Consider the following 24,384-nt stretch of genomic DNA (forward strand, 5'->3'; position numbering starts at 1 on the left):
TTGCGTGCGCTGAGCACGGGAAATATCTTACCGCGCTTTCCGGGCCGCCGTCAACACTTTCAGCCAACTTTTCAATGCAATTTATGAGCAACCAGAGTAAACTGAAGGTACTAATGACGAAAGAGGGAGAAAGTTTATGAGTTTATCCGCATGTACCTCGATCCTGGTCGGCAAAGCTGCTAGCCTGGACGGCACAACGATGATTGCCCGCAACGACGATACGTTCCTGCCCCTGACCCCACAGCGCTTCTATATGCACCCCGGTTGGAAGGGTAAGAAGGGCCAGACGGTCACGTCACCCCTGAACGGCTTTACCGCCGAACTACCCGAAAACGGCTACCGTTACAACGCCGTGCCCAACGTCGACCGCGAGCACCTCGGTGACTACGAAGAAAGCGGCATTAACGAAAAGAACGTGGCCATGAGTGCAACTGAAAGTACTTATGGTAACGAACGTGCCCTGCCCACGACCCGTTGGTCAAAGACGGCCTGGATGAAGACTTGATCGTGAACATGACCCTGCCTTCATCGAATCCGCCCGCCACGGAGTCGAATACCTCGGCCAATTGATCAAGCAATACGGTTCCCCAGCTGGTAACTCGGTGCTGTTCTCCGACCGTGACAGCGTGTGGTACATGGAAATCGTCACGGGTCACCACTGGGTTGCTCAGCGCATCCCCGACGATGCCTACGCCGTGGCCGCCAACCAGGTAGCCATCCAGCAGGTCGACTTTGACGACACCGACAACTTTGCTTGGAGTGAAGGTATCCGCGAGTTCGTTGAGGATAACCACCTGAACACCGACAAAGAAGGCTGGAACTTCCGTCACATCTTTGGCACCATGAACGAAAAGGACCGCCACTACAACACGCCGCGTGTATGGTACGCCCACCACGTGCTGAACCCCGAAGTCCCGGACGAACCTGAATCCGCCGACCTCCCGTTCATCATGCGGACGAACCACAAGATTTCTGTGGAAGACATCGCGCAGATCCTAGGTAGTCACTACAATGAGACTAAGTACGATCCGTTCGGCCACGATGGTGACGAGCGCGACCGGCTCCGTTACCGGCCAATCGGCTTGAATCGGACCCAGAACTCCCACGTCCTGCAGGTGCGCGACAACGCGCCAGCGGGGGCGGAAGGTATCATGTGGCTGTGCCTGGGCTACCCAACGTTCAGCCCGTACGTGCCGTTCTACACCAACGCCAACGACACCGACCCGTCGTACAGTACGACGCCACTGAAGCTCGACACGGATGTCGACTCCGCTTACTGGATGTACCGGACGCTGTCCACCATTACTGAGAGTCACTACAGTAAGTTCATTCAGCAAAACCGGGACTACCTGACTGCCCTGTACCGCCGCTTCCGTGAGCACGTCGCGGAAACTGACGCCGCGGCTAGCGAACTGAGTGGCAAAGACCTGACCAAGGCCCTGACTGAGGCTAACTACAAGATCGTTGCTGAAGCCAAAGCCGCCACTAAGGCCCAAATCAACGACATGCTGATGCAAAGTATCAACCTGTCGCGCTTGACGTTCGATATGGACAAGAACCTGTAATTACAATTGGACCGGGGGCCGCACTTGCGGCTACCCGGAGGACCACCAACCTGCTGACTGTTGCCACCAGGTTGGTGGTTTTTCTTTGGGTTCGGCATTAAAGCAATAATAAAATCAGCCCCAAGACGGATACCGCCTGCTCACGCATCAACGATAATGAATATGTGTTACGGCAACCATTATTTTTGGAGCAGGAAACCCCGTGAGTGTGAGCAGTCATCTTTGACCTCATCACGGTCGGAACCCGGTCATCTTTAGTTAACTATACACTTTGGAGGTAATCACTATGGATAACAACACCTTACTCATCACCACCACCGAAAACATTCCCGGACACACCTACACCATCATCGGCGAAGTGTTCGGCCTGACCACCCAATCTAAGAACGTGGTCTCCAACATCGGCGCCGGCCTTAAGAATCTGGTCGGGGGCGAAATCAAGGCCTACACCAGTATGTTGCACGATTCCCGTACCAAAGCCATCGAGCGTTTACGCGACGAGGCGGCCAAACAGGGCGCTGACGCCGTGGTCATGATGCGCTTCGACTCTGGTTCCATCGGCGGCGACATGCAAAGCGTCGTGGCGTACGGGACGGCCGTGCGGTTCACGGATTAATACCTGACCCAACGCCACCAGTCATCGTCTGGCGTCAAGTTAAGCAACCGGCATTAAAACACCACCCTACTTTTTACGGCTGACCCACATTGGGGGAAGCCGTTTTAGTTTCCCCCTAGGCAAATTCTGCCCGCCATATTTACCTCTCCCCACCGGACTGGTACCATTATTTGTAAGCGTCACCATTACTGCTATCAAGGGAGCGTAAACTATGGCCACTACTAAATACATCCTCGCCATTGACGAGGGCACCACGAGCACCCGCGCGTTGATCCTTGACCATGACGGCCACGTGGTCGCCGACGCGCAAAGTGAATTCACCCAGTACTTTCCCCAGCCCGGCTGGGTCGAACACAACGCCAACGAAATCTGGAACGCCGTCCTTTCCACCATCGCTAACACGTTCATCAACAGCGGCATCCAGCCGAAGCAGATTGCCGCCGTTGGCATCACCAACCAGCGCGAAACCACGATCGTGTGGGACAAAGCCACGGGGTTACCCATCTACAACGCCATTGTTTGGCAATCCCGCCAGACCAACGCCATCGCCGCCCAACTACAAGCCGAAGGGGCCGGTGACCTAATTCACGAACACACCGGATTGCGCATTGACGCCTATTTTTCCGCCACCAAGATTCGCTGGATTCTCGACCACGTACCCGGCGCGCAGGCACGCGCCGAGCGTGGTGAACTCCTCTTTGGCACCATCGACACCTGGATCGCCTGGAAGTTGTCGGGCGGTCAAATTCACGTCACCGACTACACTAACGCCAGCCGCACAATGCTATTCAACATCCACACCCTGCAGTGGGACGACGATATTTTGCGGCTACTCAACATTCCGCGGGCCATGTTGCCGACGGTGCGCAGCAACTCCGAAATTTATGGGCATACCGCCAGTTACCACTTCTACGGGAGTAGCGTGCCCATCGCGGGGATGGCCGGTGACCAGCAAAGCGCCCTGTTCGGGCAACTGGCGCTCCAGCCAGGAATGGTCAAAAACACCTATGGCACCGGTTCGTTTATCGTCATGAACACCGGCACCGAACCCGTTATGTCCGCCAATAACCTGTTGACGACCATCGCGTACGGACTACATGGTCAAGTTAATTACGCTCTGGAAGGATCCGTGTTCGTCGCCGGCAGCGCCATCCAGTGGCTGCGCGACGCCATGGAGTTGGTGCCCAGCGCACCCGACTCCGAGCAGGCCGCCCGCGAGTCCACCAGCCAGGATGAGGTCTACGTCGTGCCCGCCTTCACCGGCCTGGGCGCACCGTACTGGGACGCGGATGCCCGCGGGGCCGTCTTTGGCCTCACCCGGGGCACCACGCGCAACGACTTTATCAAGGCGACCCTACAATCACTGGCATACCAAAGTCGCGACGTGGTCGACACCATGAGCCACGATACCCACATTCCGATGCCAGTGCTGCGGGTCGACGGTGGTGCGGCCAACAACGACTACCTGATGCAATTCCAAGCTGACATACTTGGTACCCCCGTTGAACGCGCCGCTAACCTGGAAACCACGGCGATGGGCGCCGCATTTCTCGCCGGACTGGCCGTCAACTACTGGGCTGACACCGATGAGCTGCAACACCTCGCCCAAGTCGGCCGGCGGTTCACCCCACAGATGGACGCCAACCGCCGCGAGGGACTCTATGCCGGTTGGCAACAAGCCGTCCGGGCCACGATGATGTTCAAACCCAACCCAAACCAGACCCCCGTGTAGACGCAAAGAGGCGCCACTGACAACCTTCGTTGTCATCAGTGGCGCCTTTGCGTATACTCCATGTTACTTTGCCGACCGGTCACCCGCACCGCGCATCCCCCGAATAATCGTGAGCACACCGGCTGCGAGCCCGAGTGCCCCACTCAACAGGGTCACCCCGCCAGACACCGTCGCTAAAATTCCGTTGATCACTACTTTGCGGTCCGCCATCTTGCTGCCTCCTGCTACTAAACGCCGCTATCATGCCTACGTTGACAGTATAACAGCGCTTACAGGTAGCTGTCACTACCTGCTACTGCCGGTAGTAAGCCTCATCAGCAAAGCCGCCCTGGCCGGCACCGAAGATAATGCGGTCGCGACTACTATCCGAATCATCATTGGCCGCCCCTTTGGCGCCTCGCTGCACTAAGAGCATCGGCGTCGTCGCCGGAACGCCACCAAAGTAACAGCCCGTGACCGCTAGGGTCCCGTTAGTCGCGGTATCCGCGTTGCGCACAATCACTTCGGGATGTCAATCAACATCGTGCCCACTGACTACGGCGCCCTTGGTGACCCCTTGGTATTCGTTACCCGGCTGCACCAACGTTTGGTTCGTCACCACCAGTGTGGCCCCCGTTTGCGGGTTGGTCCACGTGCCGACCAGACTGCTGAAGTTCTCCTGGGCAACGGCCGCAACGTTCAAGCTGGCACCAGCAGCTTGACTACTGTTGCTGGCCTGGCTGGACGTCTGGGCAGCGCTGCTAGCTGCGCTACTGCTCGCGGTCGCGGCGCTCGATTTGGACGACCGCGCCACCTTCGCCTTGCGTACCGTGACGTTATGCTGGTGGCTGGTCCTGGCTGCGCGGTTGTGGCTACTGCTGGAGGCCCCCCGCTGCTGGTGGCTACCACAACCAGCGAGGTGAGCGCGACCACCGTACCAACGATTAAAGTGCTAATTTGTTTGACCATATTAATTTAGTGCAACCAGACCAACGGCACCGTCGCCGCCTCCTCAGGGTGGCAGTGGCCGTGCCGTTAAGGGTTGCTACTCCTCCCGCAGCCTACTTGCGTGTGTTGAACGCCGTAAAGACGTTGGCAACGGCCGAAACGGTCGCCATCTTGTTGGTCGACTCCGATACTGCCAAGTTCTGCTGCTGCAGGGATAGCTGGTCGTGCTGGAAGTCCTGATTTTCTGCCACGTTAAAGGCTTCTTGCAAAGTCGTCGCCCGGTTTTCCTGCACTAGGTGCATTAAGCGGTCAATCGTCCAGTAGCTGTAAAACTCTTGCGGGAAGTCTTGCATACCACGAATATAGTCAGGATTTTGTTCTGCACTGCGTAAGTGGTTCTCTCCGGCAGCAATCGCCTTGTTCGCGGCCACGCCGCCAACAATCCGACGATAGATGAGATACGCTATGAAAGCAATGCAGGCAAAAGTAAAAATACTGGGAACGTACCTATCCACAGTGGACGATCCCAAAAATGCACCGAATACTATCAGCACGATAAGCCATAGGATGGGTGTCAAGATCATCCACTTCTTAAAAAAAAGTGCTTAGTAGCTGCTAACTGCTGACGCGCTACATAAATCTCATGCCGCGCGTCCTGCGCGTCGCAGTCAGTTGCTTCTTCTTGTTCAGGTAAGCCAAAATTTCGTCTTTAGTCATAATATGTTTCCTCCACGTTTTATCCCTTTATTCACTTTTTTTGTATAACTGATAATGCCTAGAAAAATAGTGTAGTGACCACAATTACTCGATTTAAGGCGACAAGTTATCACCGTTAACTTTCCCCAAAATTGCTGCGGAACAAAATAATCAATCAACCCGATACTAGGCCATACGCAAATCCGGTTCTTAGTAGTATCGCCTGTCACTCCATGGTTAAACTCTTGGTCGGCTGCGGGCACACCACGCGGATAGAACCTCTATGCTGTAGCTCGTACGGTCATCCGCATTGGCCAGATCCGCGTGCAGCGCTGGTTACCGCACTGCTACTAGCCGCCTTGTTGGTGGCACGGCTATTTATCCCAATACCCATAACCCAAAAATTATTGCTGCACAAAATACTGTGTATAACCGTTATTACTGCTCCAAACGACGATGCGGTTCTTGCTGGTGTCGTCAGTCACCCCGTTGTTGAACTGCTTGTTCACCGCGGTACCACGCGGATAAAACTCAATACTGTAGTTCGTGGTGACATCCTGGTTGACCAAATCAGCTTCTAGAGCACCAGCATTTTGCCCAAATTTAACGGCGGAATCCGTCCCGTCAATGTTGAAGCTACTGCCGGATAAGGTAAACTCGGTCGTCGTGACCTGGTTGTTCGTGACCGTCAACTGGTCAGTTAGCCGCTGGCTGTCCTGGCTCCAGTTATATCCTGGCTGACCACCCAGATTGTTACCGGCCACCGCAACTTCTTGCCATGAACCGGCCAGACTAGAGTAATTGCCCTGTTGAATTTGCGTTAGGTTCATCCCCGAGTTGGTTGACGATGCTTTTGCGGCGGCCTGCTTGCTTGATGAACTGGTAGCCGCACTACTACTGCTCGAACTACTACTGTTGCTGGCACTACTGCTAGAGCTGGCTTGAGCCGTCTGTTGGTGTTTGGACGGGAAAGCCTGGGCCCAGGTCCGCTTGCCCGCCTGCACGGCCGCATACTGCTTACCCTTCGTGGTCCGTTGACTATAGAAGCGCACCGGATTACTGCCGATACCCAGAACACCTTTGTGAAAGGTAAACGTGAGCGCCTCGATTTTGCTGATGTCGGTGCCCGCGGCCACATAACCTTGCCGTCCCTTATCCAACGTCCAGGAATGATGCGGTAACGTCAGGCTGACCCGGTTACTCTTCACCACGAGCTGACCCCGGCTACGCTTGGTGCCACCCATCCCAATTTCTTGGGCCACATAGCGTTGATTACTACTACCCCGCCGGTGGAGTACCAACGCATGGACGCGGTAGGTACTGCTTTGGGCCTTGGCCGGCGCGTACTGCACAAAGTAGTACTTGCCAGACAAGTTGGCCACCCGCGCGTGCGTCGTACTACTTGCGCTACTGCTACTGGTGCTGCTGGTGTTGTGCCCAACACAAGCGGCCAACAGGACCACCCCGCTGGCGACCACCAACGTAGTTACTAGACGCTTAATTCCGTGTTGCATTATTTTGCCTCCCCCAAAGTTACTCACAATAATCACTTATCCTTGGTGTAATGTAACTTCATTCCAAATGCCGTCAGGTCGAAGGACTTTTTGTCCTTCGACAACGTCGCTGTTTTATGATCACCATCCAGCGTCATGTCCAACTTGTTACCTTTGATTTTGTACGTTCCGTTATTGTGGGTGCCCTTTTCGTGCACCTTATTGCCCTTAAACTCGAGTGTATCCGTCGATGTGGACCATAAGATTTGCACCTTGGCTGAGTACGAACCACTCAGGTGCTTCGGCATGACCATGACTACACCTACAATGACCACCACGGCCACCACCGCGATGCCAATCAGCCAACTAGGCTTAATCCGCTTCTTCATAATTTTTGCCCCTCCCATTTTCAAATATGACCCGACTTGGTTGCGACCACCCACAACCTGATTATTATTTTATGGACATGTTTCTAGGTCCACAATTTATACGCGCAAATTTAGCTGCTTTTCTGCCTAGATTTTGCATATATGTAATTTCGACCATTGAGCTTTGGGTAATTCTGCGCGATATTACAATTGTGCGAATCATAGGGCTATTTATAGATAAGTTGGAGGCAAGTCTATATGGAACAAACAAGTTGGGGCCACTTTATGCGCCGCTTCCGCAAAGACCGGGGGATGTCCCTCGCGGAGGCGGTCAAAGGCGCACACTGCGCACCGTCGACCTTGTCGCGGTTTGAACGGGATGAGGCGGATATTAGTATCAATAGTATGAAGCAGATCATGGCCAACTTGGTCATGAACACCTGGGATTTCCGCGAGCACGTCACCGACAACGCGGAATACTTCACGGATAATAAGTTGTACTACTTTATGAGCGGGAAGACCGACCGTTTACGCCAGTTGGCCGCGGCCTATAGCGCCCAGCACTCGGAGCAGCGTCCGATGCCAGCGGTGGCTTACACCAAACTGATCTACCGTCTCGCCATCGAACCCGCCACGCCCATCCGCCGCCTACAACGCGACCAAGAACAGTTGTTGGCCCAATTGCTCCAGCCGTTTCAGGGCTGGAACATCGCCCAACGGTTTGCCATCTACGTCGCGTTGCGGTTTGCCAGCCACGAGCTGTTAAGCGTGATGAGTATCCGCCTGAGTCGTTTTGCCCTGGCTTACGACGATGACAGCATTCAAAGTTACAGTGTCACGATGGAAGATTTGAGCATCCTGCTGGTCCACCTAGTCGCTCGGCACGAAATCGACCTGGCTCACCAGGTGGCTGCGGCTTTGGAACACACCCACACCACGCTGGTGCGCAACGGTGAAAACTTTGACCTCAAGGGCCATATCATGGGCGAGGCGGCGCCGTACCAGTTTGCCAAAGCCGTCCTGGCCTGGCGCGAAGAGCCGACGGCCATCACCAGCGCCCATGTACGCGATGTGATCCACGACATTCGCAATACGGGGATGGACTACATCACCCAGTACTACCAGGAATGCTGGGACACCATCCAGTCCGGCGTCACCAGCTGGCACGACGTGACACTCAACGCGCCGACTATACCTCCGGCACCGCTGCACGCATGGGCCTTCACCGCGGATAACCTGCGGCAAGTCCGCAACATTTTGGGCCTCGACCTGGGTGAAGTGGCCGTTGACTGGACCAGCGCAACTCAATCTCGCTTCGAAAAGGGGCAAACGCAGTTAGGGTTTAAGGCCTCGCTCAAATTGCTGAATGCCCTCCTGCTCGACTACAAGTTTCTCTTTGGCGTGATGTTTGATTCGCCAGAGACGGCCTTGTCCAAGCGCATCGAGCAGACCCACGGCCCCGACTTCACCCAGCGGGTCAAAGTTGCGCTGGCGCGCGAAATCGCTGCGCTACCCAAAACGCCGCGGAACCTCTACCTCATGCAGTATGGCGTCCTAGGTCGCCACGCCATCGGCCAACTGACGTGGCACGGCAAGACCTTCGCTGAAGCCTGTGCCATCATGGGTGCCAAACAATATGCCGACGCCACGGTGGCAGGAATCCTCGCCACACGCTGGATCCGGGTATCGGACGTCCACCGGATGCTTAACACCCTTGGCCTGCTGGACAAGGAACAGTACGTGCAGGTGTGGCGCCACGTTCTAAGTCACACGCGGATCGATTCGCGTAGCGACGGCGCGTTTGGCGCCGTCGCTACGCAGGGCGTCATCATTTACTACCAGGCTACCGACGTGGTCCGCCTCCGCCAGTTATGGGGCTTCCTGACGCAGATGACCGAAATTTTTCAGCCAACCCTCATTCCCTCCGTCACGGGCACCGAAATGGTTTGCCGGCTGTTTATGTATCCGGAACAGGCGGACACCACCATCGCGGCTTTATACCGGGCGCAACAAGCCATGCACAACCTGATGCCGACACCCGCCGAACAGGCAGTATTGCCGCCCGATGCATTTACCGTCTGCATTTACTACCTAGACGTCTTCAAGCACTGGCGCGCAACGGCGGTACTGCCCGGATCAACCCGGCCGGAACGCTGATTGGCGACCAACCCCAGCAGAGGCGAGCAAAACGGCACGACCACACCGTGTCGCCATTTAGAGAAAGGTGAGTCTAATGAACCAAATCAGTTGGGGCCGCTACATTCAACGCTTCCGCCACGACCGGGGACTGACGCTTATTGCGGCGGTAAAAGATGCTGGGTGCGCGCCGTCAACCTTGTCGCGGTTTGAACATGATGACGTGGATATCAGTGTTACCCGTATGCGGAAAATCATGCAAAATATCGCCATGGACCGTTGGGACTTCCAGGACCGCGTAGCCACCGACCCAGAATACTTAACGGACAATAAGTTGCTGGACTTCATCAATGGTGACCTAAACCAACTACGGCAGTACACATCGGCATACACCCTTGCACACCGCGAAAGCCGGCCACTGCCTGGTGTCCAGTACACCAAGATGATTTACCAACTAGCAATTGAACCCACCAACCCTAACCACCGCTTACGGCCTAGTCAGGAAGATTTGCTGGCGCAGTTGTTGCAGCCACATCAGGCTGGAGTGTCGCCCAACGCTTTGCCATTTACGTCGCCTTGCGCTTCGCTAGCCACGAATTACTCACGCTAATCAGCCACCGGCTTAGTGCCTACGCAAACAACTATAACGACCACAATATCCTGCAAAGTGGTCTCTCCATGGAGGACCTGGGCATCCTACTCGTCCAGCTCGTCGCCCACCGGGAATTGGGGCTTGCGCGCGAAGTCAACGCGGCTTTGGAGCACACGGAGAATGTTCTGGATCACAACTTCACCACATACGACGTCCGCACCCACATCGTTGCGGACGCTTACCCGCGCCGCTTTGCCCAAGCCGTGCTTGGATGGGGTGAACACGACACCGCAAACACGGCCGCAGAGGTGCGCAACGTCATTCACGATGTGCGCACCGTCGGCATGGACGACCTGTCCAACTATTACCAAAGTCTGTGGGACACCGTCCAATCTGGCATTACCGGATGGCACAACGCTGGCTTACAGCTGCCAGCAGTCCACCCGCAACAACTTACCTCGTGGGCTTTTACCGGCACCAATCTGCACCACATTCGTACCATGCTGGGCCTGAGCCTCGCAGATGTTGCCGTTGATTGGACGGTAGCGACCCAGTCCCGGTTTGAGCACGGCCAGACCCAGCTGGGCTTCATCGCTTCACTTAAGCTCCTCAACGCGCTACTGCTAGACGCCAAAATTTTATTCGGCACCATGGACTGGTCACCCGAAAACGCCTTTTCTGAACATATTCGCACCACGCCCGTCAAGGATCCCAAAGAACGGGTCCTGGTCGCCCTCCAAAATGAGCTGGCGGCGCTGCCGCCCAAGCCCCGTAACCTCTACCTTATTAAGTATGGCGTCCTGGCACGTCACGCGGTGACGCAGCTGACCTGGCTCGGGTTATCGCTCAAAGATGCGCGCGACGCCGTGCACGTGGAGCGCAGCGCGGCGGCCACGGTGGAGGGTGTCACCTCGACACGTTGGATCCAGGCGTCTGACATTCACCTGCTGCGTAACTCACCCGCCATGTTGAATAAGGACCAATTCAACACCATTTGGCGCCATATCTTCAGCCATACCCGCCTGAATACCACCAGCAATGACGACCTGATGAGTCTGAGTGCGGAAGGTGCATTGATCTACTTCCAAACGGCTGACATTGTACGGATTCACCAGATTTGGCAGGTTCTCATTCAGAAACACCCCACCATCAGCATGCGGGAAACCACATCCATCACGGCCGCACAGATGGCCTGCCGCTTGTTTATCTTTCCCGAACAGGCTGACACCACGCTGGCCTCAATGTTACGGGCCGAGCAGGCCATGCGCAACTTTGCCCCCGCCGCGCTCAAGCACACCGTCGTGATTTTTCACGCCAACCCGTTTACCGTCTTCCTGTACTACCTGTCGGTGTTCAGGTACTGGCAGGCCAGTGGCCGGTTGCACGCTGACCCAGAGAAGCACACATCGCCGCGGCGGGATTCGTGAGCACGTTAACGTCAACAGGTGCAGTAGTCCGTAGACCGCTGCACCTGTTTTACTGTTAATGGCAACGATGGGTGTACCATCCGCCTCAACTGGGCGGTAACCCCAAAAGCCCATCCCGGTCTGGCGCCGGAATGGGCTTTACTTAGCTGCTCGCTCAGGTTACACATGCTCACGGTATTAGCGGATGTGTAATTTACCCACGCCCTTATCACCAGCTTTGTCCAGTTGGATCTTCGTGTTGGACGTACCCAGACGCTTAAATGTTTCTTTGGGCGTCAATATCGCGGCCGTGCTCGCCCTAAACCCGTAGAACCGTGAACTACCAATTTTTTTTATCAATACGGTCCGGTTTAGCGGACAATTCCATCCACCAACCATTGTTACGTAGTGCCGGCATGGCGGTGGCATTGAATGACATGTTGGAAATCTTACCACCGCTGTTAGAATCCTGGACCGGAATGCCCATCCGGCGATCGAATTCCGCAGTATCAATGGGCATTTGCTTCTTGCCCCAAACCTGCGCATGACCAAAAACCACTTTTTCACGGATGGCCGTTTTACCCTTGTTATTACTGCTATTAGGCGCAATGTAAGCCTTGACCTTTTGCGGTGTTGGCGCCACGTAATCGCCCGAGGCAGTGTTTTGCAACCAGTTGAAGTACTTTTGGGCGTAATCGCGGTCGTAATTAATACGCATGTCCACGTCGTCGTCACCGTCAAAGCCGTTCTCAACGTAATCATCAGTCATGATGCGATTACCATTAGCCACGACATTATCAACAAATGATTTCCGGTAGTATTTATAAGTCTTTTTGTCCAACGCTTCGTACTTCGCAATAATCTGATCGGTGGACATTTTGCTTAGTTGTCCTAACGTCAGTGCTTTGTCAAAAGACCGCACCGTCCAGTCCTTTCTACTGTAGTAAGTGGGGTGTAAACTATCCCCAGCCGTGACCGCAGACAATTCCACCGCCATGCCATTCTTAACCACGAAGATTTCTGGAACCTCCGTACTAGCATCCATGCTGACCTTGCCAGTTTGTTCAATTTGGGCCCTAAAATCGATTGGTAACCACACGGTTGGTTTGCGCGATTGCAACGCTTGCCCATAAAACTTCTTGGATTGGTGTCCACACGCGCTTAATGCGAGTACCGCCATCAAACCCACCGCTAGTGCCCAGAACTTATGCCCACGCTTCATTCTCTTCATCCTCCTGCCCCCAAAATCAATCAGTACTGCCAGTTTCAACCCAGCTCGACGAATAAATTCATCTTGCGTGATTGCGATACCCTCAAGTGCGAATCGGGCTATTTAACTGTGCCCCCATTATATAAAGCCTTTTTTTTGACGGCAGTATTTGCAGAAGCAAAATAGCAGGATTTTTTTTGCCCGGATTTTGCATATTTGTAATTTAGTGGGGCTAGGTGAGGCAAAAATTACGGCAGGAGCAGTACCGAGCACCGTTGGCTAGGCCTTCCGCCCGCGGTAATTCCGGCCGTACCTGTCGGTGTTTGACCTTGTCCACGCCAAAAAGTTACGCGCAACCCATTGACATTCACGTCAAATCCCGTAGAATGTAATAGTGCTCAATTAATTGACATTGCCCGTTGGTCAAGGGGTTAAGACGTCGCGTTCTCAGCGCGAAAACACGGGTTCGAATCCCGTACGGGTGATCAGTAAAACAAACACAGGTTTTGTTCAGCGAGGAATGCCGCTATGGCGGGGTTTCTCGCTTTTTTTATTTGACAGGAATAAAACGCAAAATGCATGGTCAGGATCGCGAATAAACGATTTTGTAGTTGATCGCGCATTGAGCTTTGCGTGCCACTCGCGGTCACCGTGGACCCACTTCTTGACCACGCGCATTTGCGCGGCGCTGGCCCTCTTTGCAACCATCGTAAAACTTCCCTAGACGATAAAGTCATGCCATAACGTTAATAATGCCAAGATGATTGCCACAACCGCTAGCGTTACGGTCGCTTTTTCCACCATTTGCAGAAACCCGCTCTCCGGGTGCTATAATGGACGTAATTACATTTCAGTATCCACGGGGGCAACATGGTTCAACTAGTTTTGGTTCGTCACGGTGAAAGCACCGCCAACTTTGATAATACCTACACCGGTTGGTCCGACGTCGACTTAACGGCGCACGGTCGCGCCCAAGCACACGTTGCTGGCCAACTGATCGCCGCCAGCGGCCTACAGTTCACGGCGGTTCACACTTCGATGTTGCGGCGCGCCATCATGACCGCCTACATCATTCAGGACGAGTTACACGCCAACTGGCTACCTATCACCAAGAGTTGGCGTCTTAACGAGCGGCACTACGGCGCGCTACGTGGGTTGAACAAGGACAAAACGCGGGCGTTGTTTGGCCGCCAACAGGTGGCCCAGTGGCGGCGGAGTTACACCGCCGAGCCACCACACTTAGCCCGGGCACACCACCAACGCCGCTACGCCCACTGGCCCACGAGTATCATCCCACCGGTGAGAGCTTAGCCGACGCCAGTGCGCGGTTGTTGCCCTACTGGAACGACGCGGTGGTGCCGCAGCTACGGGCGGGCCACAACCAGCTGATCGTCGCGCACGGTTCGACGTTGCGGGCCCTCATTAAGCACCTGGAAGGCATCGCTGACACCGACATTGATGGGGTCGAGGTTGGCAACGCCGCCCCCATCGTCTACACGCTCAACCAGCGGCTGGCAATTACGGATAAAGTGACGTTAGCGGAGAAATAAAAAAACGTGATGTCCCGCGAAGTTGTCACCAACTTTGCAAAACATCACGTCAGTTTAAATTAATTCACCATGGTGGTACCGGACGGTTCGTAGAAATCGCCCGGCACCACTTTTTTTATGCGTGTACAAGCCAACCAGTAGCGGCCATTTCCGCCGCACATAAAAAAAAGCACCCCCAACCGTCAACGGTGCGGGTGCTAACAATCAATGATAGTCACGCTACTCAATGGTCGCGTTACTTTTTCTCGGTATCCTTAGCGTCCTTGGTGTCCTTCGTGTCGCTGGCCGGCTTAATGGTCTTGACCGCGCCAGACTTCCGGGCGTTCTTATTCTTGTTCTTGGCTTCATCCTCTTCGGTGACCGGCGCCTTAACGGGCTTGCCCCCAAGCTTGATGTTCGCAAAGTTGATGACGGTCTTGTGTTTCAGGTCTTCAACCACCACGGAATCCTCCGTGTCAAAATCGTCAATCGTGAGCATAGCGGAGTTGGTGTAAATCTTTTCCACGGTGCCCTTGAAGCCATTCGGCACACTCGTGCCTTTGGCGACGTCAACCTTGTCACCAACCGCTAACTCAACTGCGTTAGCGGGAATTTTTGCCTTGTTTTTTTGCCTTTGACTTTGATTCTGCCATCGTGCACCTCCTGCGCTGTTCTATCGCCACCTGGCGATTACGTCGAAAACCATTATAACCGTTTTGCGGGCCGCCGTCGACTGGTCAACACTATGCGCGCACCTGCCCGTTACCGACGATCTCGTACTTCGTGGTGGTCAGCGCGTCCAACCCCATCGGGCCGCGCGCGTGCAATTTCTGCGTACTAATGCCGATTTCAGCACCAAAGCCAAACTTAAAGCCGTCAGTGAACCGCGTCGAAGCGTTCACGTAAACGCAAGCAGCATCAACCAAGTCCTGGAAGCGGCGACTGTGGGCCAAGTTGTTGGTGATGATGACCTCGGAGTGCTTGGTGTTGTGCGCGTTGATGTGCGCGATTGCGGCATCGACATCGTCCACGACTTTGACCGCCATGATCAAGTCGTTGTACTCGGTATCCCAGTCCTCAGCGGTTGCCGCCACCATGTCCGGCACGATGGCGCGGGCCCGGTCGTCACCACGCAGCTCCACACCGTGCGCACGCAGGTCAGCCGCCAGTACTGGCAGGTAGGCATCAGCCACGCTGGCGTTGATCAACAGCTTTTCAGCCGCGTTGCAGACGGACGGACGCTGGACCTTGGCGTTGATGACGATCTTACGCGCCATTTCCAGGTCCGCCGCGTCGTCCACGTAGATGTGACAGTTGCCCGCCCCGGTCTCGATCACCGGCACGGTTGCCGTCTGCACGACCCGGTTGATCAAGCCGGCCCCACCACGCGGGATCAGCACGTCAACGTACTGATTCAGGTGCATCAGCTCCGTCGCCAGCGCGTGGCTCGGGTCGGTAATCAGCTGGACGGCGTCGGCAGGCAGGTCGATGCTGGTCAGGGCGTGACGCAAAGTCGTAGCCAGAGCCTGGTTACTATGCAACGCTTCTTTGCCCCCACGCAGGATAACGGCGTTGCCGCTCTTAAAGGTGAGCCCGGCCGCATCTACGGTCACGTTAGGGCGCGCTTCGTAAATCATCGCTACCACGCCAAGCGGTACGCGCCGCTGGGTAATGGTCAGCCCGTCCTCGGTCACCCACCCGCGGTCGATCTGTGCCGTTGGGTCCGGCAACTGCGCCACTTGGCGCAAACCCGCCGCCATGTCCTGCACGCGAGCGGGTGTCAACCGTAGCCGGTCGAGGAACCGGGGATCGATGGTGGCTCCGTCCAGGTCCTGCTGGTTGGCCGCCAGGATGGTGTCGGTCGCGGCAATCACGGCGTCAGCCATCACGTTAAGGGCCCGCTGCTTGTCGGGATCCGGCAACTGCGCCAGGGTGGCCGCCGCGGCTTTGGCTGCGCGACCCATGGCCTGTAAATCGTTCGTTTGTACGTTGTCCATGTTCAAATTCCTCCTATTAACTCCTTACCGTGACTGTGCGGATTGCGCGTGTGGCATCTTGTTAGCTGGCGCAAAGCGAGTGCCGATGTCCTCCCCCGCCATGACGCGCAGCACCACCCGCGGGTCGGCGCCGTTAACCAACACCATCGTTTTGCCCGCCGTAATCATTGTGTTGGCGGCCTTGAGCTTAGTGACCATGCCGCCCGTACCAAAGCGGGTCGAGCTGCCACTGGCGCCGGCGAGAATCGCGTCGGTTACCCGCGTGACGTGGTGCAGCAAGTGTGCGTCGGCGTACTTACGCGGGTCGACGTTGTAGAGACCGTCGATGTCCGACATGATGATCAGGACGTCGGCGTCCACTTGCCGCGCAACAAGGGCGGAGAGCTGATCGTTATCGCCAAAGGTGGTGCGGTGATCCATTTCATCAGTCGCCACCGAGTCGTTTTCGTTGATGACCGGAATAATGTTTTGCGCCAGTAACGCTTCAATAGTGTCAAGCACGTGGATGCGGCTAACGGGGTAATCAAAGACGTCGTACGTCAACAGCAACTGTCCCACCATTGTCCCGTAGTCAGTAAACCGGCGGGTGTACAACGACATCAGTTGCGATTGACCAATCGCAGCCAGGGCTTGTTGGCCGGCAATGGCGGCGGGGCGCTCGTGCTGACCCAGCATGTCGAGGCCGACCCCGATGGCACCAGATGACACCAGGAGGACTTCGCAACCCTGGTTCTGCAGGGCGGTGAGAGCATAGGCCAGACGGTCGATAGTTTGCAGGTTCACTTTGCCATCCGGATAGATGAGGCTACTTGTACCAATTTTAACTACTACCCGTTTTGTGCGTGTCTGTGCCATCATGTTGCCGTCCTCCACGTGCGTTCCTGTGACAAAAAGCGTTGCCCGACCGAGGCACCCTCACCGGGCGGTACCATCCTCGTTCGAAGCAACGCTTCACTCTTTGACTACCATATATGCTTGTTCATCTGTTCCTGCCAGCTTGGATTCGTGCGCATTGAACGGCTTGCAGTCCGTGACCATTCTCCCTGTGAGGCACTACTATGACTGGCGGTGGGCCGCGGCCCAAAACCTGTCGTTATCATACGGCCATCGACTTACTTTTGTCAAGGCGGTTGCAATTTAGGGTAAACTTTTGCATGTTGGTCATTTATACTGTAGGTGTTTGGTTCTAGTTTGAGGGGTACCACACCGTTGGGCGTGCCGCTGGGGTAGCCGCGCGCCCCGACTTTGAGGAGGACACCCTTTGATTACACTCACTAACACACAATTTACCGCCACCGTCAACCCGTTCGGCGCCGAGCTCACCACGTTGACTCGTCGCCAGGACGGGCGCGAATACATCTGGTCCGACACCACCGGAAAATACTGGGGCCGTCACGCCCCGATCCTGTTTCCCGCCATCGGTCGGTCCAACGACGACCAGTACGTCGTCGACGGTCGGACGTACCCGATGCACCAGCACGGCTTTGCCCGCGACTTTGAATTCACGGACGTCACGCAAAGTCGCGACGACACCGTCACCCTGACGTTGCATGACAATGCCGAGACGCGGAAGCTGTACCCGTTTGCCTTTGCCCTCACCGTCACCTACACGCTGACCGTGACCGGACTCGCGGTCCACTACACCGTCGCCAACACCTCTGCCCAGCCGTTACCGTTTGCGCTGGGGTCACACCCCGGCTTTGCGCTCAGCCAGCCGCTGGATCAGTACGTCGTCACGCTGACCGGCGCCAAGCTGCCGCTCACCAAGTTCGGCATCGGACCGGTACCGTTCCGCAATGGCAAAGTCGAGCCGCTGACCGCCGCGGACGGGGCTTCCCTGCCACTCAGCCACGAACTGCTTGATGATGGGCTGCTGATTATCAACGCGCCGGATGCCACTAGTGCCACTTTGGCCAGCAAGGATGGTAGTTACAAAGTCACGCTGAGCCTGGCCGACTTCCCGTACCTGACGCTGTGGAGTCCGGAACACAAGCACGCACCGTTCGTTTGCGTCGAGCCGTTCCACGGCCTGCCGGATGTGTCCGGGCAACCGACCGACTGGTACCAGAAGCCGGGCAACACCACTGTCGCCCCGGGTGGCAGAGTGACTTTGGCTACACCATGACACTGGAGTAAATTAAGCAAACATTGCGCGCAAAATAGCGCCCGCACCAACGACTACAACGGTCGCTGGTGCGGGCGCTTTTGGCGTTTAGTCGCCACTGTAGTCTACAATCTTGGTCCCAGCACTACTGCCATAAACGATCTTCTGCACCTTAGTGGCGATGGCCTTGACGCGGGTAAAGTCGAGCGTCGTTTGGTTGTGGCCGTGGGTCATGATCACCAGAATATAGCGGTGGCCGTCACTGGTGGTGACGATGCCGGCGTCATTGTTGACGTCGTCGAGGAAACCGACCTTATCGGCTACCGTGGCGCCGCTGTCGACGCTCGCCACGCCGGCGGGGATACCGTCGCGGTAGACCTGCTTGCTCATCAGGCTGAGGAGGTACTGCCGGTCACTACGGTTGCTAAACACACCGGTGCCAGCCGCGAGCGCCTGTAGTAGTTGGCGCAGGCTGCGGCTGGTGGTGCTGGCCGCTTCACTGTCGCCATGGAAGACGGGGTTTGCCCACTCCTGGCTCTTGATGAACGCGTTGATGCTGGTACGCCCGTACTCCGCGAGAATACTTTCAGGAAAGGTGTTGCTGGAATTGACCACCATCTGGTAGAAGCCCTCTTTGTTCGCGGTGGTCCAACTAAACTTACCCTCCTGATGCAGGTGTAATAAGTAGGCGGCGATGAACAGCTTATAGGTGCTGGCCGAAGTCTCGGTGGTGGTGGCGTTACTGTCCACGGCAATTTTGCCGTTCCCGTACGTCAGTTGGTCGGTGGTACTGTCTGCGGCCGACCCGCTGGTAGCGTCAAGACTGTAAAAGCTGACGCTGGCATCCCCGTCTTTGGTCACCTCATTCAGGTAATGTTGCAGGTTCCGTTGGATCACGCTGCGCTTCTTGGCGGCGGTGGTCGCCGCGCTAGTGGTGGAAGAACTGCTGCTGGTGGCGGCCTGGGTGTGCTGGCCGTGACCCTGGGTGTCGCCGGCGGCCCGCCAGAAAAGGAGTGCAACAGCCATGGCGCCGAGAACGACGACAATGGCGGCCACGATTCGTTCGTGGCGGCGGTCCTGTGAATGCATATGCAAAATAATTGCCCCCAATTGCAGAATACGTCCAGTGTAGCGGGCCCACGTGGCGCCTTTGCAACCAAATTATGACGAAACCACGAATTTTTGGCACATGGTGACTGAGGCGGAGCTGGTGATGAATGAATCAGCTCGCGGTGAAGGTCAATTAATGCTAAATATTGACGCAAAAAAAGCCAGCTGGCGTTTACACACCGGCTGGCTGATACAATCAATGAACAATGGGTTGCAACGTAACGATCCCACCACCTTCGAAGGCCAGCCGTCACGGGCGCAACTGGGCTGCGAAGTGTGTGTCGCTAGTGGTTGGGCGATTGAAGCAGGGGTATGACATAAACTGATGGCACAACGCGGCAACGTTAAACAAAAAAAATGCCAGCCGATGCTTCCACATTAGCTGACAATTCTTATTTGCTTGTGCACAAAAATTACTAGCACCACCCACCACCACTAACACAGCCTACTTGGCGTTTAACGCGGCGGTGGCTTCTTCAAAGTCGTCAAAGTGGTGCTTGGTGTGGCCGATAATCTGGTAGTCTTCGTGGCCCTTCCCAGCAATCAGGACAACGTCGCCGGGTTGCGCCGCGTTGATGGCGTAGCGAATGGCTTCCCGCCGGTCGGTGAACCGCTGATAGCTATCCGCTGGTACGGCGCTAACGACCATATCCAGGATGCTGTCAGGGTCCTCCGTCCGTGGGTTGTCCGAAGTGAACACGGGGTCGGTCGCCAAGCGGACGGCAATCTCGCCCATGATGTGGCGCTTGTTGTGGTCACGGTCACCACCAGCACCAACCACGCAGAAGATCCGCTGCTTCGCGAACTTGCGGATGGTCGTCAAGACGTTCTCCAGGCCGTCCGGCGTGTGCGCGTAGTCGACCAGGACCACCACGTCTTTGTCGTTGGGCACCGGCTGAAAGCGGCCCGGCACCCCAGTTGCGGCTTCAATGCTGCGGATGATGTCCGGCACAGCAATACCCTGGCCGTACGCAGCCCCAAAGGCGGCCAGCACGTTGTAGACGTTGAATTCGCCCACTAGGTGCATGTGGACCGGGTACGTCCGCCCGTAGAAATGCAGGTTGAACCGCGTGCCGTGGTTGGTCGTCGCGATGTCCGTCGCCTGCACCGTAGCGGGGTGGTCCACCCCGTAGGTAATCACGTTGGCGACCGTGTGCTGCGCAATCGTAACCAGCTTAACACCGGCCGGGTCGTCGGTGTTGATGACGGCCGTCTTGCTGCGACCGTTGCGGCTCAGGCCGCTACCCAACTCACTGAACAGCAGGCTCTTGGCGGCAAAGTAGGCCGCCATGGTCTTGTGGTAGTCCAGATGGTCCTCAGTCAGGTTCGTGAACACCGCGGTGTCAAAGTCGGTCCCCCAGTTGCGGCCCTGGTCCAGTGCAATCGAGGAGACCTCAATGGCCGCCGCGGCGTTACCGGCGTCACGCATCGCAGCCAGCACCCGCTGGATGGTGTTGGCATCGGAGGTGGTATTGACCGTCGACAACTTTTCGTCCCCGACTTTGTTGTACAGCGTCCCCATAATACCTGTATTCATGCCGTTATCGCCGAGAATCTTACTGATCAGGTGGGTCACCGTGGTCTTACCGTTCGTCCCGGTCACCCCGATCACGTTCAGGTCCCGACTCGGGTTGCCGTTGAACGCGGCGGCGAGTTCCGCCAGCGCTTTGTGCGTATCTGGCACCGTCACCACCATGCCCGCGCCTTCAAAGGCGACCGGCCGCTCCACGACGGCCAGGACAGCGCCGGCCGCGAACACCTCATCCAGGTGCTCGTGACCATCAAAGTTGGCCCCGGCAATCGCGACGAAACACGCGCCCGGACGGACCTCCCGGGTATTAGCCGTCACCATGGTGATCTCCGTGGTGGCGTGATTGAGTTGGTCCCGATCATCGGGCCCAACAGCGAGAATATTAGTCAGCGTGTGTACCTGCATGCCGTTCTTCCTTTCTGAAACCGATAATTGTTACATTCTTGTAACACTAACAAACCATAGTATAACGTAAACTGACGCCGTGTGACGGCCGTTCGCGGGATTTTTAGGCTATTTTCTTGAAAACATATACTAACAAAACCGTTACGACCCACCGGCCGTAACGGTTTGTGCGTGATCCTAAATTTACAGTTGATCCAGCACCGCTTGCAGGACCGTCGCGGCGTCTGCCGGCAGCTGGTTATAGCCCTCCATGGCGGTCTTCTGCTGGTTGACGAAGTCCAGCCGCGCCTGGATCCGGGCCCGGAACGCCTGGGCGTAGTCGGCGTCAGCAAAGTCGACCGAGTACCCATCCACGGGCAGGTACTGCATCCCTGGCACTGGGCCAAAGGCGTGCCAGGTACCACGCTCATTGGCCACCTGTTCGATGGCACCCAGTGTGACCGCCGGGGTGACCTTGGTGGTGCCGTAGTAACCGGTGTTGAGGACGTAACAAGCCGTCCCGCGGTCGTGGAACAACGCTTTGAAGTCCGCATAGTCCTCGGCCAGTGGGTAACACCGGAACGGGTTCGCAAACGGCTCGATGACTAACTGATTGCGGTCCACCGGTCCCACCAGGTTCTCGGCCGTGGAGCGCTTCGTCGCCAACGTCAGGCCAAAGACCGCGGCCAGTGCCGGGTCATCGATCTGCAGAATTGGTGGCAGGGTCTCGTCCTTCATGATCCAGAAAATCGCATCCAGCGGCTCAGCTAGGTGGTCAGCCCGGTTGGGCGTCATGTAGCGGGATTTGACCGCCCGGCCGTTGTTGTTACGCAGTTCCTGGGTCACAATCACTTTCTTGCCATCCTCATCCAGCGTCACGCCCACATTTTGGCAGGTCAGGAAGTACCGGACCGCGTCGTCATAAGTGTGGTAATCAGCGGTCTTATCAAAGTAGGCCGGCTCCAGTGCCGTGGTCGAACCCGTCTGCTGGTTGATGACAAACGCGTCGTCGTGCAAAATCGTGACTTTGTACTTATCGCCGTGCTTAGCAAAGGTGATGGTCGACTTACCCGACCCCGACAGACCGTACGCCGCCATCGTGAACTTGCGGTCGCCCAAGTCGTACTGCTTCATGCCGCCATGACAGGCGACAAACCCGTTGCGGTGGGCAGTGGCCCATGCTAGCGTCAGGGTTGCCTTCTTCAGCTCGCCAAAGTAGCGCAGGCCCAGGACCGCGGCCACGTTGTGCGCCGGGTCAAAGAGCGCCAGCCCGTTCGGAAAGTCCGGGTGGGACCACTCCGGATCCGCGTACAGGTAGATGTCGTCCTCCGGCAAGGCCGCCGAGTCCGCATAATGGGCGCGGGCGTCCGCCGTCGCCAGCTGGAAATTGAGTAAGTAAGAATAGAAGTTGGGTGCGGACCGGTGGTTCAAGCACAGGTGGGCGTGTACAGAAAACTCATTACTCAGGCCCACAATGACGTCGCCACGGTCAAACTGACGGCTGGTGCCGTCAAAGATGGCTTCGCGCAAAATACCAGCATAGTAGTCAGAGTCGATGCCCGGCTGGCCGATGATGCGTCGGGCCGCCGCGGTCCGCCCCACGACTTTGCCATCATTGGATACCAGTAACTTCGCGTCCGCGGGCAACCCCAGGTCCGCGGCGTGGGCTACCGGCATATCGGTGATAATTACCCCAGGTGTTGTCGCTGCGTTGTGATACGCCGTGGCCAGATCGTCTACCGGCGTCACGTTATTACCATAAAACGCGGTTTCCACCATTACCTTGAAGTTCGAAAATAAGCGGTTGTCTGGCGCAATCGCCCCACGCGCAAATCGTTCAGTCGTGGTCATATTAATGTCCTCCATCTATGGTTCTGGCTGCAGTTCTAACCTCATATTAAGTTTAGGTGGGCAATGTATGCGCTGTCAATTATCGCCAATGGGATTTGTGCAAAAATGTACATTAACAAAAATGGGGCACACCGCGTGCACCACGTGGCATCCCCCATCACCTGTTCATTGTTCACCATTAAGCGTCTTGGCGCCGGCCGTACCACAGAAAACCACAACTGGCTAACAAACCGACACCTAACGCGGCCCAGATGCTAGGTGCGTGCTCAGATGTTTGCGGTAACGTATGCGGCGCCTGGTTAGCCAAAGTTGCGGGTGCACCGGCCGCGGTGGTAGCAACCAAACTAGTCGTCACGTGGGGGGCTACCCCGGTCGCTACGGGTATAGTGGTTGGTGCTGCCGTCGAGGTTGGCACATCTACTTTGCTTCGGTCCACCGACTGATTACCCTCAGCCCCCGGCACAACATCCACCGCCGCCTCCTCGGTGATTGTGTATTCGTGTGGGTCACTGTCCGGCAGCACGCCCTGGGGGAACGCCGCCTGGTACGTGGCGCTGTCCACCCAAAGCGACTCTGCGTCGGTACGGGTACGTACCTGCGGGTCGGTGTCGGGAAGGACCCCCGCCTGCGTGTAGTCGTAATAGTCATCGGCTGTAACACTGGTGGCCGGAGCTACTTGCGTCCGTACCTGCGGGTCGGTGTCCGGCTCGGCACCTGCCTGTGTGTAGTCGTAGTAGTCATCCGCGGCAACACTCACCGCTGGTGGTACCTGCGTCCGTGCTTGCGGGTCGGTGTCTGGTAGCACACCTTCGCGCGTGTAATCATAGTAATCATCCGCATCAACACTCACCGCTGGTGGTACCTGTGTCCGTACTTGCGGGTCAGTGTCTGACAGTACACCCGGCTGTGTGTAGTCGTAATAGTCATCGGCTGTATCACTGGTGGCTGGGGCTACTTGCGTCCGCACCTGCGGATCAGTGTCCGGCTCGGCACCTGCCTGTGTATAGTCGTAGTAGTTATCCGCGGCAACACTCACCGCTGGTGGCACCTGCGTCCGTACTTGCGGGTCGGTGTCCGGCAGTACACCTGCGCGCGCGTAATCATAGTAATCATCCGCATCAACACTCACGGCTGGTG

Annotated in this window: 21 protein-coding genes, 1 tRNA gene and 2 pseudogenes; 10 read left to right on the forward strand and 14 right to left on the reverse strand. The window is 56.4% G+C overall.

Features of this window, described 5'->3' with window-relative positions; genetic code table 11:
• The first annotated feature begins 136 nt into the window (after nt 1-136).
• The 3 genes and pseudogenes from JCM13996_RS07520 to glpK all read left to right on the forward strand — a co-directional run bounded on the left by JCM13996_RS07520 (nt 137) and on the right by glpK (nt 3,913).
• Nucleotides 137-1,565, forward strand: a pseudogene (locus JCM13996_RS07520) (C69 family dipeptidase).
• 286 nt (nt 1,566-1,851) lie between these two features.
• The gene (locus tag JCM13996_RS07525; RefSeq protein WP_054750652.1) at nt 1,852-2,181 is read left to right on the forward strand and encodes a heavy metal-binding domain-containing protein; all 330 of its coding nucleotides are present in this window, start codon (nt 1,852-1,854) and stop codon (nt 2,179-2,181) included.
• Between the two features lie 211 nt (nt 2,182-2,392).
• On the forward strand, nt 2,393-3,913 hold the full coding sequence (gene glpK / locus JCM13996_RS07530; protein ID WP_054750653.1) for a glycerol kinase GlpK: 1,521 nt from the start codon (nt 2,393-2,395) through the stop codon (nt 3,911-3,913).
• 63 nt (nt 3,914-3,976) lie between these two features.
• Here the strand turns inward: glpK and JCM13996_RS10940 are convergent, their stop codons facing one another.
• The 6 genes from JCM13996_RS10940 to JCM13996_RS07555 form a co-directional block, all read right to left on the reverse strand.
• Nucleotides 3,977-4,123 carry a hypothetical protein gene (locus JCM13996_RS10940; RefSeq protein WP_156321907.1) on the reverse strand — a complete coding sequence of 49 codons (147 nt, stop codon included), beginning with the start codon at nt 4,121-4,123 and terminating at the stop codon, nt 3,977-3,979.
• A gap of 82 nt (nt 4,124-4,205) precedes the next feature.
• Complete coding sequence (locus tag JCM13996_RS07535) at nt 4,206-4,415, reverse strand: hypothetical protein (RefSeq protein WP_054750654.1); 210 nt, start codon at nt 4,413-4,415, stop codon at nt 4,206-4,208.
• 9 nt (nt 4,416-4,424) lie between these two features.
• Nucleotides 4,425-4,706, reverse strand: coding sequence for a DUF6287 domain-containing protein (locus JCM13996_RS07540; protein ID WP_054750655.1), 282 nt, complete (start codon nt 4,704-4,706; stop codon nt 4,425-4,427).
• A 247-nt stretch (nt 4,707-4,953) separates the two neighbouring features.
• Nucleotides 4,954-5,271 (reverse strand): hypothetical protein, encoded by a 318-nt coding sequence (locus JCM13996_RS07545; RefSeq protein WP_054750656.1) that lies wholly within the window; start codon nt 5,269-5,271, stop codon nt 4,954-4,956.
• Nucleotides 5,272-5,940: 669 nt separating this feature from the next.
• Nucleotides 5,941-7,050 (reverse strand): DUF6287 domain-containing protein, encoded by a 1,110-nt coding sequence (locus JCM13996_RS07550; RefSeq protein WP_054750657.1) that lies wholly within the window; start codon nt 7,048-7,050, stop codon nt 5,941-5,943.
• A gap of 32 nt (nt 7,051-7,082) precedes the next feature.
• Nucleotides 7,083-7,418 carry a hypothetical protein gene (locus JCM13996_RS07555; RefSeq protein WP_054750658.1) on the reverse strand — a complete coding sequence of 112 codons (336 nt, stop codon included), beginning with the start codon at nt 7,416-7,418 and terminating at the stop codon, nt 7,083-7,085.
• Between the two features lie 237 nt (nt 7,419-7,655).
• On the opposite strand from JCM13996_RS07555, the gene JCM13996_RS07560 reads away from it, so the two are divergent.
• The 3 genes from JCM13996_RS07560 to JCM13996_RS07570 all read left to right on the forward strand — a co-directional run bounded on the left by JCM13996_RS07560 (nt 7,656) and on the right by JCM13996_RS07570 (nt 11,552).
• Nucleotides 7,656-9,554 carry a helix-turn-helix domain-containing protein gene (locus tag JCM13996_RS07560; protein ID WP_054750659.1) on the forward strand — a complete coding sequence of 633 codons (1,899 nt, stop codon included), beginning with the start codon at nt 7,656-7,658 and terminating at the stop codon, nt 9,552-9,554.
• 76 nt (nt 9,555-9,630) lie between these two features.
• A complete protein-coding gene (locus tag JCM13996_RS07565; RefSeq protein ID WP_054750660.1) occupies nt 9,631-10,143 on the forward strand; it encodes a helix-turn-helix domain-containing protein in 513 nt (170 codons plus the stop codon).
• A gap of 68 nt (nt 10,144-10,211) precedes the next feature.
• Nucleotides 10,212-11,552, forward strand: a complete 1,341-nt coding sequence (locus JCM13996_RS07570; RefSeq protein ID WP_054750661.1) for a hypothetical protein — start codon at nt 10,212-10,214, stop codon at nt 11,550-11,552.
• Between the two features lie 319 nt (nt 11,553-11,871).
• Here the strand turns inward: JCM13996_RS07570 and JCM13996_RS07575 are convergent, their stop codons facing one another.
• On the reverse strand, nt 11,872-12,753 hold the full coding sequence (locus JCM13996_RS07575) for a hypothetical protein (RefSeq protein ID WP_054750662.1): 882 nt from the start codon (nt 12,751-12,753) through the stop codon (nt 11,872-11,874).
• Nucleotides 12,754-13,154: 401 nt separating this feature from the next.
• Here JCM13996_RS07575 and JCM13996_RS07580 point away from each other — a divergent pair.
• Nucleotides 13,155-13,226: transfer RNA gene (locus JCM13996_RS07580), tRNA-Glu, on the forward strand.
• A gap of 385 nt (nt 13,227-13,611) precedes the next feature.
• Nucleotides 13,612-14,291: pseudogene (locus JCM13996_RS07585) on the forward strand (2,3-bisphosphoglycerate-dependent phosphoglycerate mutase).
• A 235-nt stretch (nt 14,292-14,526) separates the two neighbouring features.
• Here JCM13996_RS07585 and JCM13996_RS11875 read toward each other — a convergent pair.
• The 3 genes from JCM13996_RS11875 to proB form a co-directional block, all read right to left on the reverse strand.
• Complete coding sequence (locus JCM13996_RS11875; protein WP_225353523.1) at nt 14,527-14,820, reverse strand: hypothetical protein; 294 nt, start codon at nt 14,818-14,820, stop codon at nt 14,527-14,529.
• Nucleotides 14,821-15,013: 193 nt separating this feature from the next.
• Nucleotides 15,014-16,267, reverse strand: coding sequence for a glutamate-5-semialdehyde dehydrogenase (locus JCM13996_RS07595; RefSeq protein WP_054750663.1), 1,254 nt, complete (start codon nt 16,265-16,267; stop codon nt 15,014-15,016).
• Nucleotides 16,268-16,291: 24 nt separating this feature from the next.
• Nucleotides 16,292-17,125 (reverse strand): glutamate 5-kinase, encoded by an 834-nt coding sequence (gene proB / locus JCM13996_RS07600; protein WP_420836033.1) that lies wholly within the window; start codon nt 17,123-17,125, stop codon nt 16,292-16,294.
• A gap of 403 nt (nt 17,126-17,528) precedes the next feature.
• Here proB and JCM13996_RS07605 point away from each other — a divergent pair, with 403 nt between their 5' ends.
• A complete protein-coding gene (locus JCM13996_RS07605) occupies nt 17,529-18,392 on the forward strand; it encodes an aldose 1-epimerase family protein (RefSeq protein WP_054750664.1) in 864 nt (287 codons plus the stop codon).
• A gap of 87 nt (nt 18,393-18,479) precedes the next feature.
• Here the strand turns inward: JCM13996_RS07605 and JCM13996_RS07610 are convergent, their stop codons facing one another.
• Nucleotides 18,480-19,460: a serine hydrolase gene (locus JCM13996_RS07610; RefSeq protein WP_082383881.1), complete on the reverse strand. Its 981-nt coding sequence runs from the start codon at nt 19,458-19,460 to the stop codon at nt 18,480-18,482.
• Nucleotides 19,461-19,512: 52 nt separating this feature from the next.
• Between JCM13996_RS07610 and JCM13996_RS07615 the strand changes: the two genes are divergently transcribed.
• Nucleotides 19,513-19,797, forward strand: coding sequence for a hypothetical protein (locus JCM13996_RS07615; RefSeq protein WP_054750665.1), 285 nt, complete (start codon nt 19,513-19,515; stop codon nt 19,795-19,797).
• Nucleotides 19,798-19,926: 129 nt separating this feature from the next.
• Here the strand turns inward: JCM13996_RS07615 and JCM13996_RS07620 are convergent, their stop codons facing one another.
• From JCM13996_RS07620 to JCM13996_RS07630, 3 genes are all read right to left on the reverse strand, one after another.
• Nucleotides 19,927-21,417, reverse strand: coding sequence for a UDP-N-acetylmuramoyl-L-alanyl-D-glutamate--2,6-diaminopimelate ligase (locus JCM13996_RS07620; protein WP_054750666.1), 1,491 nt, complete (start codon nt 21,415-21,417; stop codon nt 19,927-19,929).
• Nucleotides 21,418-21,600: 183 nt separating this feature from the next.
• Nucleotides 21,601-23,247 carry a phosphoenolpyruvate carboxykinase (ATP) gene (locus tag JCM13996_RS07625; protein WP_054750667.1) on the reverse strand — a complete coding sequence of 549 codons (1,647 nt, stop codon included), beginning with the start codon at nt 23,245-23,247 and terminating at the stop codon, nt 21,601-21,603.
• A gap of 178 nt (nt 23,248-23,425) precedes the next feature.
• Nucleotides 23,426-24,384: LPXTG cell wall anchor domain-containing protein (locus tag JCM13996_RS07630; protein WP_156321909.1), on the reverse strand; the 959-nt coding region annotated here is incomplete at its 5' end.

It is taken from the genome of Lacticaseibacillus thailandensis DSM 22698 = JCM 13996 (assembly GCF_001312865.1).
Lineage (GTDB): Bacteria > Bacillota > Bacilli > Lactobacillales > Lactobacillaceae > Lacticaseibacillus > Lacticaseibacillus thailandensis.